This window comes from Actinoplanes sp. GCM10030250 (genome assembly GCF_042666575.1).
Classification (GTDB): Bacteria; Actinomycetota; Actinomycetes; order Mycobacteriales; family Micromonosporaceae; genus Actinoplanes.
This window is the reverse complement of the sequence record NZ_JBHTDO010000020.1, coordinates 47,130-62,166: the sequence shown is the minus strand read 5'-3', so window position 1 is coordinate 62,166 and position 15,037 is coordinate 47,130. Positions and strand designations below refer to the sequence as shown.

The window sequence follows — 15,037 nt, the reverse complement described above, 5'->3', positions numbered from 1 at the left end:
TGCCTACTTCTTGACCAGGTTCTTGAGGGCGTTGACCGCCGCCCGGTCGCTCACCTGGGCGTAGATCTTCTTGTCCGGCCCGACCAGCACGAAGTACGGGCAGGCCTTGTCGTCGCCGGTCATCGCCTTGTCGAGCAGCTTCTTGCCGGTCGCCGCCTCGTAGACCCGCAGCCGCCAGCTCGCCTTCATCAGGGTGACGGTCAGGTCCTTCGGGTCGTCGTACTTGCAACTGCGGATCTTGGTGCCGACCTTCTCGCGGTCCAGGCAGGCGATCATCTGCACCTTCGCCGGTGACTCCGGTGCCCAGGTGTTCTTGACCGGGTCGGAGAGGCCCTGCGAGAAGTAGTAGGTACCGTTGCTGCTGCGGATCCCGTCACCGTCGTTGACGAGCAGCACCACCGGGTGCGGCGCCTTGCCGGCGCGTTTCGGCTGCTCCGGGTAGTAGACGTTCTCGTCGCACATCCGGTTGAAGTCGTAGACCTTCTCCGCCGGGTATTCGCTGGCCTCCGGCCCCTCCTGCACCGGATCCTCCTGCTCCGATTCCGGCTCGCTGCCCAGCCCGGGCTCCTGGCCAGTCTCCGACCCCTCGGTCGCGGGCGCGGTCGGCGCCTTGGTCGACGACGTCGCGGTGTCATCGGACGAGCGCAGCGCATAGATGCTGCCCGCCGTGCCGATCCCCGCGATCAGCACCAGCACACCGACCACCACCGCAGCGATCACCCCACCACGGCCCCGTCGCTTCGGCTGCTGCGGCTGACCGAACTGAGGCCCGAACGGCGGGGTCCCGTACGGTGGCTGCCCAGCACCGTACGGACCAGGCGAACCCGGGTACGGAGGCTGCCCAGGAGCACCCGGGTATGGCGGCTGTCCGGAAGCGCCCGGGTATGGCGGCTGTCCGGAAGCACCCGGGTACTGCGGCTGACCAGGTGCACCCGGATAAGCCGGCTGCCCGGCAGCACCCGGGTACGAAGGCTGTCCGGGGGCGCCCGGGTATGGCGGCTGCCCCTGGCCGTAGGGCGACTGACCACCGGTCGGCGGCCCGTAGGGAGCCGGGAACGGCGGAGGCCCACTCACCCCGGGCCCCGCGGAAGGGAACGGCGGCGGAAACGGCGGTGCACCCGCGGCCCCAGGCTGTCCCCCGGTGAACACCGGAGGCGACGGCGGAAACGGCGGCGCCGCCCCGGCCCCGGATCCCGGAGCCGACGGCGGGAACCCCGGCACCACACCCTCGTCATCCGGCCGCGCCCACTCCGAACCCGGCTGCCCCATCTGCGCCGTCGGCTCAGACACGGGAGCCCCGAACTGCGCCGTACTCCCAGCCCCAGCCCTCGATGCATCCGGCCCCGGGCCACCCGCTCCCGGCGTCACTCCGGGCGCGGGCCAGGGGTCAGCAGGCGGCCGGGAGTCCGGAGCCGGCCAACCGGCCGGCGGGTCGTTCGCAACAGCTCCACCAGCCAGAACGTCAGTGATCGGCTCAACCGGAGGACCATCACCGGCGGAACCCGCCGTCGAGCTCGGCTGTCCCGCGGGCGTCGCGCCCGGCGGATCAACCCCATCGGGTACGCCAGAAGCCGCCGGATTGACGCCCGGCTCCTCCCCGCTGCCAGTCATGTTCGGTCCTCCCCCGTGAATGCGAGGACCGACTGTATCGAAAGCAGTCACATCGGTCACGCTCAGGGCACCTCCCGCCAAGCATCTGGAACCCGCGGGCCACCCCCATACGCAGCACCAACTTCCCAAAGCGGGCGGATCCCGACCACCCACACCCCCGACACGAACCGCAACTCCCCAACCCCCACCGACCCCATCACGGCCAGTAGTCGACGACATCGCTGCACGGAAACCCGGTGCGGTCATGACCACCTCCGGTTTCCGCACTCCCATCCCCCAGCCACCCACCGCCCCGAGGTGCCACAAGCCGCCGCCTCAGCCGCTCACTCCGCGCGAAGCGCAGCCGCCGCCCGAGTCCGAGCCGCCCACCCCGCCGGCACCAGCGCACCGGCCACCGCCAGCACCACCCCCGCAGTCCCCAGCCCCATCAGCCGCACCGGACTGAACACCGCCAGAATCCCCTCCGGCAGCGTGAGACCCGCAGCCCCGGCCATCACCGGCACAGCCCACTGATGCAGAACCCACCCCAGCGGAACGGCCAGCGCACCCCCGACCACCCCGATCACCACCATCGAGCTGATGACCATGAGCCGTACCTGCCCCGGTGTCATCCCGACCGCCTTCAGCACGCCGATCTCGTGCGTCCGCTCCCGGGTGTTCAGCACCACCGTGTTCAGCACCCCGAGCCCCGCGACCCCCGTGAGCAGCAACGTCAGACTCGCGATCATCCCCATCATCACGGTGATCAGCTCGTTCTCCTGGGTGTCCGCGCTGACCGACGCCGCCGCGGCCAGGCCGGCTCCACCCAGCGCCGAGGTCAGCCCGTCGACATACGCGTACGGGTCCGTGCCCTCGCTCAACCCGATCTCGAAGTTGCGCGCCTTCACCTCGCCGGCCAGGTTCTTCAGCGCCCCGAAGTCCACCAGCATCACGGCGTCGGAGCCGTTGCTGAACGCCTCCCCCACGATCCGCACGCTCTGCCGGCCCTCCTCGGTGCTGATCGTCACGGTGTCGCCGACCTGCGTACCGGTCTGTTTGAGCATCCGCGCGCCCGCCACCGCCTCGCCGGCGTTCTGGTACCAGCGGCCGGAGAGCATCGGATAACCGGTCCAGTCGGCGACCCCGTCGTAGGCGCGGACCTCGACCGGCTCCGTGGACCCGGCGACGCTGACGTCCATCGAGGTCTCCGCGGCGACGTGAGCGGTGCCCGGCTGCGCCTCGATGATCTTCCGGACCGCCGCCGGATCGGCTGTGCCCGGGGCTGCCTGCGCGTTCGGTGGCGGTCCTGCCTGCTGACCGGCCGGGCCGACGCCACCGGTCATCGGCCCGCCGGCGCTGACCCGCACGGGTACCGCTGCGGTCCGGTTGCCGGCGTCGGCGATCCGGGTCAGCGACACCGACAGGCCGGTGGCGAACACGACGGTCGCGACACCGAGCAGCACCGCGACGACGGTGACGGCCGCACGGGCCGGGCGGGTGAACGGGGTCGCCAGGCCGAAGCTGACCGGCCGGGGCAGCGCTGTGGCGGCGAGTGCCCGGCGAATGAGGAAGCCGCGGCCGCTGCGCGGGGCCCGGCCGACGGCGATCGCCTGGGCCGCGGAGAGCCGCCCGGCGCGCAGGGCCGGACCGGCAGCGGCCAGGGTGAGCAGGACAACGGCGCCGGCCAGCACCGCCAGGTCGACCCAGGGCGGCACGGAGGGTTTGCCGTTCGTCGCATACGCCGACTCGGTCTGTGCCAGCAGCGGCATCGCCACGAGCCGGCCGGCCACCACGCCGAGCAGGCACGCGGGCAGGCCGACGAGCAGGACCTGACCGGCATACGCGCTGATCACCTGGCCCGGGGTGAAGCCGAGAGCCTTCTGCACGCCGATGGTGCGGAACCCGGCCACCACCGCCCCGGCGACCACATTGACCACGATGAGCACGGACATCACCAGGCCGAGAACCGCGAACGCCACCACGAACGGCACCATCACCTTGATCAGCCCTTCCGCCTCCAGCTTGATCGCCAGGTAGGTGGTAGAACCGGTGAGCGCGCCCGGAGGCAGCCCGGCAGTGGCGTTGTCCAGCGACGCACCCACCGCGGCGTCCGTACCCGCGTCGGCGAACCGGTAGAGCATCTGCAGCCCTGTGGTGAACCCGCTCGCATGCAGGACGTCGGTCTGGTCCGGCCAGACCCAGGCGGAGGCCGATCCGGTCGCCGACGAGGCGATCCCGACGACCGTCAGGGTCTGCGCGCCGGCGCCGATCACGCTCACCTGATCGCCGACCTTCCAGGCGTTCTGAGTGAGCCCCGCGGTGGTCCGGGAGAGCACAATCTGACCGGTTCCGGTCAGCCACTTCCCGTCCGAGATCTCCAGCCGGTCAACGGCCGTCGAGGCGTCCGCGCGACCCACGATCGGTCCCGGCGGGCGGCGCGGCCCACCCTTGGCGAGCTGTCCGTCGATCATTTCGTACGGTCCCGCGCTCCCCGTGACACCCGGGCGGGAGCCGGTGGCCGTCAGGTCGGCGGCATCCACCTCGGCGGCGTCGAAGGCGGCACTCGCATGGGCGCCGTTCTGGTTCTTGAAGGTGCGGTCGAAGGGTGCGCTCGAGGCGACCAGCAGCCCCAGAGCGAGAACCGAGGTCGCGCTGGCCAGCAGCACCACGGCGAAGACGACGAGGCTCTGCACCCGGCGGCGACGGGCAGCCGCCCACGCTGCCTTGAGCACGGCTCTCATGCGGGGACCGCCTCGGAGAGCCTGCCGTCCCGTACCTCGACTGTTCTTGTCGCACAACGGTGCGCGAGGTCCGGATCGTGGGTGACCAGAAGGATGGTCTGGCCGCTGCGGCTGAGATCCTGCAGGATCCGCATGATCTGCGCACCGGCCGCCGCGTCGACCGCGCCGGTCGGCTCGTCGGCCAGCAGCAGCGCCGGCTGGTTGATCAGCGCACGGGCGACCGCCACCCGCTGCCGCTCGCCGCCCGACAGGCGAGCCGGGTACGCGTTCGCCCGCGCCGCCAGCCCGAGGCTGTCGAGCAGCTCGTCCGCCCGCTTCCGCGCCTCCTGCCGTGACCTGCCGACCAACTGGGCGGGCACGAGCACGTTGTCGCGGGCCGTCAGGTCCTCGAGGAGGTGGAAGAACTGGAACACGATGCCGATGTTGTCCCGCCGGAACCGGGCGAGCGCCTTCTCCGACAGCTTGTTCAGCACCGTCCCGGCGACTCCGACCTCCCCTCCGGTCGGCCGGTCGAGCCCGGCGATCAGGTTGAGCAGTGTGGACTTGCCACTGCCGGACGGGCCCATCACCGCGACCGCCTCACCCGCACCCACCGTCAGGTCCACATCGGCCAGAGCCGGAGGGCCCGCCGGCTCATACTGCTTTCCGACACCCCGCAGCAGCACCACGTCGCTCATGTCGTTCCCCTCCGCAGATTCCGGTCGCCATGGACGCTATGGCTGCGGTGCGGTCGCCGTCGTCGGCCAAAGGATGCATCTGAGTCCCGGTTCAACCCGGGACATCAATCCTTTTGTGTACGCACAACGACTGATGCCCCCAACCGGGCCGACCGGCAGAATGGGGCCGTGCTCCGGTCACCGATCCCCCGCCTGACGGCGATGTGGCGTGCCGGCAGCACGACCGTGTGGGCCGACCTTCTCCTTGTCCTCTTCCTCACGCTCGCGGCCGTGGCGCTGACGGGTGAGCGGGGCGACGCTCCCGGGCCGCCCTCGATGATCCTCTGGCCGCCGCCGGAGGGCATGCCGGCGGGTGCCCACTTCGCCGCCGAGGAGGAGCCCGCGCAGGCCGCCCTGTTCGCGATGAACCTGTTGATCACCGCGCCTCTGCTGGGCCGGCGGCGGTGGCCGCTGCTGTGCTGGGTGGCCCAGTTCGCCGGTTTCCTCCTCGTCGACATCGAGGGCAACCTGGCGAACCTGTCGGCCCTGCTGATCGGCGCCTACTCGCTCGCCGTGCACGGCCGGTCGGTCGCGCTGTCGATGGGCGCGCTGTTCACCGCCGGCGCCATCATCACGGCCAACGACACCAATACCTGGCCGAACCTGCCCGACTGGTCCGGGGCGTTCGTCATCCTGGTGCCGATCGGCCTGCTGGGCGTGGCGATCCGCGCGGCGCGCAGCCGGGCGCTCGCATCGGAGCAGCGGGCACAGGCTCTCGAGCGTGAGCAGCATGCGGCCACCCGCCTGGCCGTGGCGGAGGAGCGTGCCCGCATCGCCCGGGAGCTGCACGACGTGGTCAGCCACCACGTCAGCGTGATGACCATCCAGGCCGGCGCCGCCGGAAAGGTCCTCGACGCCCAGCCGGACATGGCACGCGAGGCACTCTCCGCCGTCGAGTCCAGCGGCCGCGAAACGATGGCCGAGCTGCGCCACCTCCTCGGCGTGCTGGCGCCCGGCCCGGAGGACGCCCCGCCACACCCCCGACCCGCAACGCAGGACGACCCGCCACACCCGCGACCCGCAACGCAGGACGACCCGTCGCGCCCGTGGCTCGACCCGCATGACGACCGGCCGCGCCAGATGCCCGGACCCGCCGAAGACCTTCTGCACCCGCAGCCCGGCCTCGGCCAGCTCGCGACGCTCGTCGACAACGTCCGGCGCGCCGGTCAGCCGGTCACCCTCTCCGCGATCCCGATCGACCTGCCGCACGGGTCGGGCCTCGCCGCCTATCGTGTGGTGCAGGAGGCCCTGACCAACGCCCTCCGGCACGCCCCCGGCGCCCGGACCACCGTCACCGTCGCCGCGGAGCCCACGCCAACCGGCCGCGACCTGGTGATCACGGTGGAGAACGACGCCCCGCCACCGGGAGCCCGCCCGGCCGAGCCGAGCGCGGGCACCGGCCTGCTCGGTCTGGCCGAACGGCTCCGCATCTACGACGGCACCCTGAGATCCGGGCGACGGGTCGGCGGCGGCTTCCAGGTGCACGCGCGACTTCCCCTGACGGCAGCCGACGACCCCTCTGGCCGGAACGAGACCGACCGGAGAACCATCGTCAACGGGGGCAGCACGTGACCCGGGTGGTGATCGCTGACGACCAGGCACTGGTCCGCACCGGGTTCACGATGATCCTCGCGGCCGAGGGCATCGAGGTGGTGGGCCACGCCGCGAACGGTGCGGAGGCGGTCGCCGCGACCCGGCGATTGCGTCCCGACGTGGTGCTGATGGACATCCGGATGCCTGAGATGGACGGGCTGGAGGCCACCCGCCGCATTCTGTCCGACGCGCCGGTCACCACCAGCGGCGATCCGGTCCGGGTGGTCATCCTGACCACGTTCGACCTCGATCAGTACGTGTATGCCGCACTCACCGCCGGTGCCAGCGGCTTCCTGCTCAAGGACGTCACACCGGATCACCTGATCCACGCGGTGCGCCAGGTCCGCGAGGGTGACGCTCTGCTGGCCCCGGCGATCACCCGCCGGCTGGTCGAGCGGTTCACCCGGGCCGACCCGGAACAGGCTTCGCTGCACCGCGACCTGGCCGCCCTGACACCCCGGGAGCGCGAGGTGCTCACCCTGCTCGCCGGCGGGCTGAGCAACCTGGAACTCGCCGCCGAGCTCCAGCTCAGCGAGGCGACCGTCAAGACCCACGTGACCCGCATCCTGACCAAACTCGGCCTTCGCGACCGCGTCCAGGCCGTGGTCGTCGCCTACGAGACCGGCCTGGTCACCCCGACCGCCCGGCGGCCCGCCTGACTAGCCCGCTCACCCAGCTGGCCGTGAGCGGTGCCCAAACCGCGCGAAACCACCCCTCACCACCAGCCCGCTCACGCAGCTGGCCGTCAGGGGGGCCCAAGCCGCGACGCGGAGCCGGCTGCGGGGCATAAGCCCGACCGCCCGACGGCCCGGCGGGCGAGAAGTGCCGCCGGGCCGCCGGACTGGGATCAGCACCAGGTGAGCGTCGAGTTCGTGCGCGTGACGTTGGTGACCACGTTGTTGGAGCCGGTGCACGGGCTCCAGCGGATGTTCGTGTTGCTGACCGTCAGGTTCTTGAAGGTGATGTTCGACGACGGTGAGAATTCGGTGCGGGAGGAGATGCGGACCTCGCCGCCGCCGCTGATGGTGCCGGAGACGCCGGCGATGGTGCCGTTGTAGCAGTTCTCGATCAGGACGGCGTTGTTGCCGGTGTTCGCGATGTCGACCCGGTCGATGACGAAACCACCGCTCTCCGAGACGCAGAAGACGCCACGGCCACCACCGCGTGCCTTGACCGTGCCGACCCGGATGTTGGTGTTGTAGCTGCTGCCGATCCGCCCGTTGCGGTTCGCCATCCGGAACGCCGCGTACCCGGTGCCCGCGCCCGCGTTGTCCGCGTCGACGGTACCGACAGTGGCGTTGATCGTCTGGTTGAGCAGCAGACCGGACTCGCCGACGCTACGGGCGGTCACCGTTCCGATGGTGATGCCGTCCACGCCGTACGTCTCGACCGCGTGCGAGCTGGCCCCGGAGACGTACACCGTGCCGATCTTGATGTTCTTGCTCATGACCGCGGTGTTGCCGTAGTTGTCGATGCGCACGCCCAGACCCTTGGACAGCCGCATGTCGATGGCGCCCAGGGTCAGGTTGTTCACGCTGCGGGCGAAGATGCCGTAGAGCGGGCCGCCCGTCACGTTGAGGTGGGCGACCTCGACGTCCGTGGTGCCGCGCGTGTAGATCGGCGCCTGGTCACCGGTGCCGCTACCGGTCACGTTGATCGTGCCGCAGACGTCGATCAGCGTGTAGCTGGGCAGCGAGATCCGCGAACCGGCGCTGACCGTGCCGGAGCCGCGCACCAGCACGTTCTGCTTGGAGGTGCGGCCCGACGAGAGGCTGCCGATGGCGGCCTGCACGGCCGCGCGCATGTCGGTGCCGGTGTAGACGCTGCTGCCGGCACTGTTGCGAGCGGTCCAGGTACTGCCGCTCAGGGTTGCCTGCGCCTGGTAGCTCAGCGCGCCGCAGTCGGCGGCCGAGGCCTGGCCAATGCCGAGGACGACACCGCCGCCGGCGACCGTCATCGTGACGGCGGCGAGCAGTCCGGCGCGCCATCGGCGCTTGCGGGGATTCATGGGTGCTCCGATCTCTGTTCGGGGGATGTGAGATGCGGCGTGACGAGCCCGGTTGGGGATTCCCGGCGCCCGTCGGATCGGCTCGATGTTAGCGATCACTTGGAACCTGTCAAGCCGCCTGCGATAAAGGCTCCTGTCTATGAATTCCGGTGGTTGACGTGCTGACAACGACCGTGCGACGCTGCCGCCACTCCATCGAATCGCATCGATGACGGGTGCGCAATCCTGAAACGTTGCAGAGGGCGGGAGAACCATGTCCGAGATATCCAGGCGTACCTTTGTGCGGGGCATGGCCGCCGCACCACTGATGACCGCCCCGATGGAAGCCCCGTCGTGGACGGCCACCCCGATCAAGGGGGCCGCGCCGCAGGAGGCGCCGGAAACCGTGACCCTGAACTGGCTGGAGGGCACACCCGCCGTCGGAACGGGCAGCACGTGGGGCGTTCCCTGGCCGAAGGGCGCCCTCCCGGCCGGCACCCCGTTCGCCCTGCACACCACCGGCGGCACTGCGGTCCCGATCCAGACCTGGCCGATCGGCTACTGGCCGGACGGCTCGCTCAAATGGAGCGCGCACGCCCTCGCCGCCGACGCACCCCTCGCCGAGTCCTACGTGCTGAGCCGTGCGGCCGGTGCACAGCCGGCCACCGCGGTCACCGTCACCGAACAGCGGGACACCGTCACCGCCGACACCGGAACCGTCCGCTTCACGATCGGCAGCCGCGGCAGCGCGCTGATCCGCTCGATCACCCGCGGCGGCACCGAGATCGCCCGGAACCTCGAACTGATCAGCCTCCGCCAGACCACCGCCGACGACGGCGACGACGAGCGCCGCACCTCCCGCGAGCGCCTGACCAGCGCCGTCACCAGGGTCACCGTCGAGCAGCGCGGCCCGGTCCGGGCGGTCGTCCGTGTCGAGGGCACCCATCGGCGGCGGGGCCGGTCGTGGCTGCCGTTCACCGTGCGTTTCTACTTCTACGCGGGCGCCGAGCACGTCCGGATGGTGCATACTTTCCTCTTCGACAGCGAGGGCCAGAAGGAGTTCGTCGCCGGCCTCGGCGTGCGGGTCGCGGTGCCGATGCGCGACGAGCACTACGACCGGCACATCCGCCTCTCCGGTGACGGCGACGGCGTGCTGCGCGAGGCGGTGCGCGGCATCACCGGCCTGCGGCGGGACCCCGGTGCCACCGTGCGGTCGGCCCAGGTCGCCGGCCGGCCTCTGCCCGACCCGGCCACCTGGGACCAGCGGGTCACCACCCGGCTTCCGCTCATTCCCACGTGGGGTGACTACACGCTCAGCCAGCTCAGCTCCGAGGGCTACACGATCAGGAAACGCACGAAGGCCGGCCATGGCTGGATCGACGTGGACGCCGGCCGCCGGTCGAGCGGGTTCGGATACGTCGGCGGGGTCAGCGGCGGGCTCGGTTTCGGGATGCGCGATTTCTGGCAGCGGTACCCGTCGCAGCTGGACATCCGGGGCGCCGACACCGGCGAGGCGGAGGCCACCGTGTGGCTCTGGTCGCCGGAGGCCGGGCCGATGGACACGCGCTTCTATCACGACGGGCTCGGCCAGGACACCTATCCGGAGCAGATCGAGGGCCTGAACATCACGTACGAGGACTACGAACCCGGCTTCGGTACGCCGTACGGCATCGCCCGCACCACCGAGCTCACCTTCGTCGCCCTGGCCGCGACCCCCTCATCCGAACAATTGGCAGCTTTGGGCCGTACGGTAAAAAATCCACCCCAGGTGATCGCGCCGCCCGCCCACCTTGCCGCGTCCGGGGCCTTCGGCGGGCTGTTCAGCCCGGCCGACCGATCCACGCCCGCCCGCGCCAAGGTCGAGGACCGGCTCGACTTCCTCTTCGACTACTACCGTGACCAGGTCGAACAGCGGCATTGGTACGGTTTCTGGAACCACGGCGACGTGATGCACACGCCCGACGTGGATCGGCACGTCTGGCGCTACGACGTCGGCGGCTACGCGTGGGACAATTCGGAGCTGTCGCCCGACCTGTGGCTGTGGTTCGCCTACCTGCGCTCCGGCCGCGCCGACATCTTCCGCTTCGCCGAGGCGATGACCCGACACACCGGCGAGGTCGACGTCTACCACCTGGGCAAATGGGCCGGTCTCGGCACGCGGCACGGCGTCCAGCACTGGGCCGACAGCGCCAAGCAGCAACGGATCAGCACCGCCGCCTACCGCCGCGTCTTCTACTTCCTCACCGCCGACGAGCGGGCCGGCGACCTCATGCACGAACTCGTCGACTCCGACCGCACCTTCCTCGCCCTCGATCCACTCCGCAAGATCCGCACCGAGCCCTACACGCCGGACCCGCACGCCCTCGCGATCGGCCTCGGCACCGACTGGAGTGGCCTCGCCGCCGCGTGGCTCACCGAATGGGAGCGGCGCGGCCCGAAAGCCGCCGTCGCCGAGAAGAAACTGCTCGCGACAATGCGCACGATCGGCCGGATGCCGAACGGTTTCGTCACCGGCGCCGGCCTCTACGACATCGACACCGGCGAGTTCGCCACCACCGCGAAAACGGTCAGCGTCTCCCATTTGAGCGCGATGTTCGGCCAGGTGGAGATCTGCGCCGAACTGATCGCCCTGGTGGACCTGCCGGAATTCGAGAACGCCTGGCTCCAGTACTGCCGGCTCTTCAACGCCACCAAAGCGGAACAGGCAACGGAATGCGGCGCCGACTTCGGCAACCTCATTCTCAAACAGGGCCATTCCCGGCTCACCGCCTATGCCGCCGCCCGTCTCGGCGACACCACACTCGCTGCCCGCGCTTGGACCGAATTCACCGCAACCGATGGTTATACCGATGCCTCACCCTGGCAGACGACCCATCGGGAAGGCCCCGAGGTGCTCAACGCGGTCGACGAAGCGCCCTGGGTCGACACCAACACCACAGCCCTTTACGGCCTGGCCGCCATTCAGAATCTCGCACTGATAGGCACCCACATTCAATAGCTTTTTTCGTACGCCTTTTCGCACAGTTCATGGGGGTCAGCGCGATCGACTGCAACACCGGGCCGCAGCGCGACCGCCGGGCTGAAGTGGGCGGTTGCGGTCAGGTCTTTCCATCACAGGGTCGCCCGGGTGCCGGGCGATATCCCATACTGCCGGGCATGACCTCCTGGCACGGCTCTGAGATGGCGCAACCTTCGATCCCGGCGGGGCGCCTGGTGCTGCGGCCGTTCCGGGCGGACGACATCGACTGGGTTCACCGGGTCTCGCTGGAGCCGGCGGTTCAGCATTTCCTCGGGCTGCCGTCGCCGTACCGCCGTGAGCACGCCGAGTTCTTCGTCCTCCAGATGTGCGTCGCGGGCTGGGAGACCCGGGAGCGGGCGGAGTTCGTGATCGAGGACGCCGGGACCGGGGAACGGCTGGGCCGCGCCGGGCTCGCGCTGACGCCGATCGGTGTCGGTCAGATCGGCTATTGGATGGCCGCGGAAGCCCGGGGGCGGGGTGTGGCCACCGATGCGGCGAAGGTGCTGTGCCGGTGGGCTTTCGACGAACTCCGGCTCGAAGTGGTCGAGTGGCGGGCCGAAGTGGGTAACCACCCGTCCCGCCGGGTCGCGGAGAAGGCCGGGTTCCAGGTCGAGGGGACGCTGCGGCGACGGCTGCTGCACCGGGGAGCGCTCGTCGACGCCTGGGTCGGTTCCCTGCTCAACGAGGAAGCCCCGCGGTCATCCTGATGTCAGGGCCCGGACTCTCCGAGCCCGGCCGGAGTATCCGGCAATGGTCTGCCGATTCCCGGCGTTCTCGTCGGGAGTGATATTTCGGTATCGCCTATCCTCCTGCCGGGCGGTTCCTACGATGAGTGCGCGCAGTCGAGCGCCGATTCGAGGATCAGGAGATTTCCGTGAGCCGCACGACACGTTTGTTGATGACCGCGGGCCTTGCCGTGGCGGTCGGCGCGGGGGCAGCGCCCGTGGCAGCCTTGGCATCCGGCACGACGGAGTCGAAGCCGAAGTTCGAGATGGACTCACTCTACGACATTCCCGGAAACTGCGAGGACAACGGCGCCATCGGTGAGGACAATGGCGATTGGGATCACTGGTATTGCAAGAAGGTGGCTAAAGGCGGCAGCCGGGGTAATTGGGTTCTCTACGTCATCTACAAGTGACTGATCCGGGGGTTTTCGTGAAGCGTATGACGCATTTCCTGGCAGCGACTGTCCTTTCGGCGGCGACGGCTGTTTCCGCGGCCCCGGCGGCCGCATTCTCCTCTCCAGCCGGCGATTTCGTGGCCCCGGCCGGCGGTTTTGCCGCCCCGACCGGCGGTTTTGCCGCCTCGGCTGGTGGTTTTGCCGCCTCGGCTGGTGGTTTTGCCGCCTCGGCTGGTGGTTTTGTGGCCCCGGCGGGGCCGCCCGGCCCGGAGTTCGAGGTCGAGGACTGGTACGTGTACCAGAGCGGCTGTGAGGCGGACGGCGAGGCCGGCGAGAAGAAGGGCAAGTGGGAGCTCTGGTACTGCAAGGAGCTTCGCAAGGGCGACGACAAGGGCACGTGGGTCCTCTGGGTCGTCCACAAGGGGTCCGGCCGCCCCAGCTAGGCGAGGCTCGCGGCCCAGGTCAGCAGTTCGGTGCGGGCGGCGGTCAGGGCCGCCGCCGGGATCGCCTGGGTGCCCGCGGCGTTGACGACGAGGGCGACGTGGACGGTTCCCGCGGCCGCGCCGGACGGGGTGAGCAGCAGGCGCCGTGCGGTGGTCGCGCCCGTCTCGGCCGCCACCGCCATCGGGCCGGACGCGGGGACTCCCAGCACCGCACCGAGGTCACTGACCACCACGGTACGGGCGGACGGGAACGAGGCGGGCAGGTGCAGTTCGGTGGGTGCGCCGATTGGTGCGGCCGGCTCCCGCCACACGAGCACGCCGTACTGGCGGCCGGCGACCAGGGAAGCGATCGCCGGGAGCCGCGACGGGACGGTCATCCACGCCTGCTGGCGGCCGGCTCCGGCATAACCGTCGCGCGCCAGATCCTCGTACCCGAAAGCGACGCTCCGGCCCGCGACGGCCGTGGGATAGAGCCGGTCGAGGACCCGCGCGTCGAGCCGAAGCGCGCCGCCGGCGATGACCGAGTGATCCTCACCGTTCCAGCCGTCCCCGGTCGTCTGCACCTTGTCCGGGTTGCCGTTCATCAGCTCGCGATGCTTACCGCTGTAGGTGTCCCAGTGCCATTGCGTCCCGGAGAGCACGGTCCCGGCGGTGGCGGCGTTGTCCCAGAACGACTTGCCGGCCAGCCGGGAGTCGAGACCCTGGTACATGGCGCGGACCATCCACGGTGTGCGCGAGCTGCTGCTCGTACCGGAAAGGGCGTTGCCGAACTCGGAGACGAAGGCGGCAGTGCCGAGCGCGGTGGCACGGTCCCGGATGCGGTTCATGGCCGCCGCGTAGGTGCCGTCACCCGCGCCGCTCGGGTCGAGCGTCATCCTGGAGCCGTCGTAGTAGTGGCTGTTGAACACGTAGCGCGAACCCAGCGGCGGAATCGTGGACAGCCCACCGGCCTCGCCGAACGAGGTGTTCCAGAAGACGAGCGGCTCGGCGTAGAGCGGCCGGTCGGCCCACCCGGACTCGTCCATGACCGCCCGGAAACGCTGATAGAACGGCACCAGGTAGGTGGCCTCCCACGTCGTGCCGGAAGCCCCGTCCAGCCCACCGTCGAACGGCTCGTTGAAAGGATCAACACCGAGGATCATCGCGTACGGCACGCGGCTCCTGAGGTGAGTGAGCGCGCTACGAGCCTGGAACAGATACGCGTCCTGGATCGCCCGGTCGTGCCAGAAGTCGTACGCCGCCTGCCGCACTGCGTTGTTGGTGAGCATGTTCTGCCCCCACAGGATGCAGATCCCGCACGACTCCGCCGGATAGTCCCCCGCGTCGATCACCCACTTCGGCGCCCCGTCCCCGGTGTACCAACTCCCCTTGTTGAACAAGTACGACGAGTAGAGGTCCTGGTGCCAGTCGAGCAGCACCCGAATACCGCGATCGGTGAACTGGCGGATCTGCGCAGCCACCCTGTCCAGATAAGCCGTGTCAATCCGGTCCGGCGCCGGCTGCACCCCCTCCCAGCTGATCAGAAACCGAACCGCGTTCGCCCCGGTCAACTCCCGCATCGCACTCGCCGAACTCGCGGCGTCAGCGGTGCTGCGGAACGGGAGCAGACCGTTCTCGTACAGCTTCGTGCTCCCGGAAACGTTGAACCCCCGAAGCGTGACCTCCCGCCCGTACCCATCGGTCAGCAGAGGCGCAGCCGGCGCCGCCGCCCCACGCCGCACACCCGGAGCCCCCGCGGCTTGCGCGGGCTCCGCGGCTTGCGCGGGCTCCGCGGCTTGCGCGGGCTCCGCGGCTTGCGCGGGCTCCGCGGCTTGCGCGGGCTCCGCGG

Annotated in this window: 11 protein-coding genes; 6 read left to right on the top strand and 5 right to left on the bottom strand. The window is 70.2% G+C overall.

All coding sequences use genetic code 11. The features are described 5' to 3' along the window. Positions 1–3: 3 nt before the first annotated feature. The 3 genes from ACFQV6_RS24500 to ACFQV6_RS24490 form a co-directional block, all read right to left on the bottom strand. Positions 4–720, bottom strand: a complete 717-nt coding sequence (locus ACFQV6_RS24500; RefSeq protein WP_378029910.1) for a hypothetical protein — start codon at positions 718–720, stop codon at positions 4–6. 1,214 nt (positions 721–1,934) lie between these two features. Further along, positions 1,935–4,331, bottom strand: coding sequence for an FtsX-like permease family protein (locus tag ACFQV6_RS24495; protein WP_378029909.1), 2,397 nt, complete (start codon positions 4,329–4,331; stop codon positions 1,935–1,937). After that, the gene (locus tag ACFQV6_RS24490) at positions 4,328–5,008 is read right to left on the bottom strand and encodes an ABC transporter ATP-binding protein (RefSeq protein ID WP_378029908.1); all 681 of its coding nucleotides are present in this window, start codon (positions 5,006–5,008) and stop codon (positions 4,328–4,330) included. Before ACFQV6_RS24490 ends, ACFQV6_RS24495 begins: the two co-directional genes overlap by 4 nt. 168 nt (positions 5,009–5,176) lie before the next feature. Here ACFQV6_RS24490 and ACFQV6_RS24485 point away from each other — a divergent pair, with 168 nt between their 5' ends. Both ACFQV6_RS24485 and ACFQV6_RS24480 read left to right on the top strand, forming a co-directional pair. Continuing rightward, on the top strand, positions 5,177–6,619 hold the full coding sequence (locus ACFQV6_RS24485; RefSeq protein ID WP_378029907.1) for a sensor histidine kinase: 1,443 nt from the start codon (positions 5,177–5,179) through the stop codon (positions 6,617–6,619). Then, positions 6,616–7,299 (top strand): response regulator, encoded by a 684-nt coding sequence (locus ACFQV6_RS24480; RefSeq protein WP_378029906.1) that lies wholly within the window; start codon positions 6,616–6,618, stop codon positions 7,297–7,299. The genes ACFQV6_RS24485 and ACFQV6_RS24480 overlap by 4 nt, the downstream gene beginning before the upstream one ends. A gap of 188 nt (positions 7,300–7,487) precedes the next feature. On the opposite strand, the gene ACFQV6_RS24475 is transcribed toward ACFQV6_RS24480, so the two are convergent. Further along, positions 7,488–8,648 (bottom strand): hypothetical protein, encoded by a 1,161-nt coding sequence (locus ACFQV6_RS24475; RefSeq protein WP_378029905.1) that lies wholly within the window; start codon positions 8,646–8,648, stop codon positions 7,488–7,490. 289 nt (positions 8,649–8,937) lie between these two features. Here ACFQV6_RS24475 and ACFQV6_RS24470 point away from each other — a divergent pair, with 289 nt between their 5' ends. The 4 genes from ACFQV6_RS24470 to ACFQV6_RS24455 all read left to right on the top strand — a co-directional run bounded on the left by ACFQV6_RS24470 (position 8,938) and on the right by ACFQV6_RS24455 (position 13,209). Beyond that, positions 8,938–11,625 (top strand): hypothetical protein, encoded by a 2,688-nt coding sequence (locus ACFQV6_RS24470; protein ID WP_378029904.1) that lies wholly within the window; start codon positions 8,938–8,940, stop codon positions 11,623–11,625. Between the two features lie 158 nt (positions 11,626–11,783). Further along, positions 11,784–12,353, top strand: a complete 570-nt coding sequence (locus tag ACFQV6_RS24465) for a GNAT family N-acetyltransferase (protein WP_378029903.1) — start codon at positions 11,784–11,786, stop codon at positions 12,351–12,353. Between the two features lie 167 nt (positions 12,354–12,520). Next, positions 12,521–12,784: a hypothetical protein gene (locus ACFQV6_RS24460; protein WP_378029902.1), complete on the top strand. Its 264-nt coding sequence runs from the start codon at positions 12,521–12,523 to the stop codon at positions 12,782–12,784. A gap of 26 nt (positions 12,785–12,810) precedes the next feature. Further along, the gene (locus ACFQV6_RS24455; protein WP_378029901.1) at positions 12,811–13,209 is read left to right on the top strand and encodes a hypothetical protein; all 399 of its coding nucleotides are present in this window, start codon (positions 12,811–12,813) and stop codon (positions 13,207–13,209) included. On the opposite strand, the gene ACFQV6_RS24450 is transcribed toward ACFQV6_RS24455, so the two are convergent. Next, a partial coding sequence (locus ACFQV6_RS24450) for a cellulase family glycosylhydrolase (RefSeq protein ID WP_378029900.1) occupies positions 13,206–15,037 on the bottom strand: 1,832 nt, incomplete at its 5' end. The two genes, ACFQV6_RS24455 and ACFQV6_RS24450, sit on opposite strands and share 4 nt — an antisense overlap.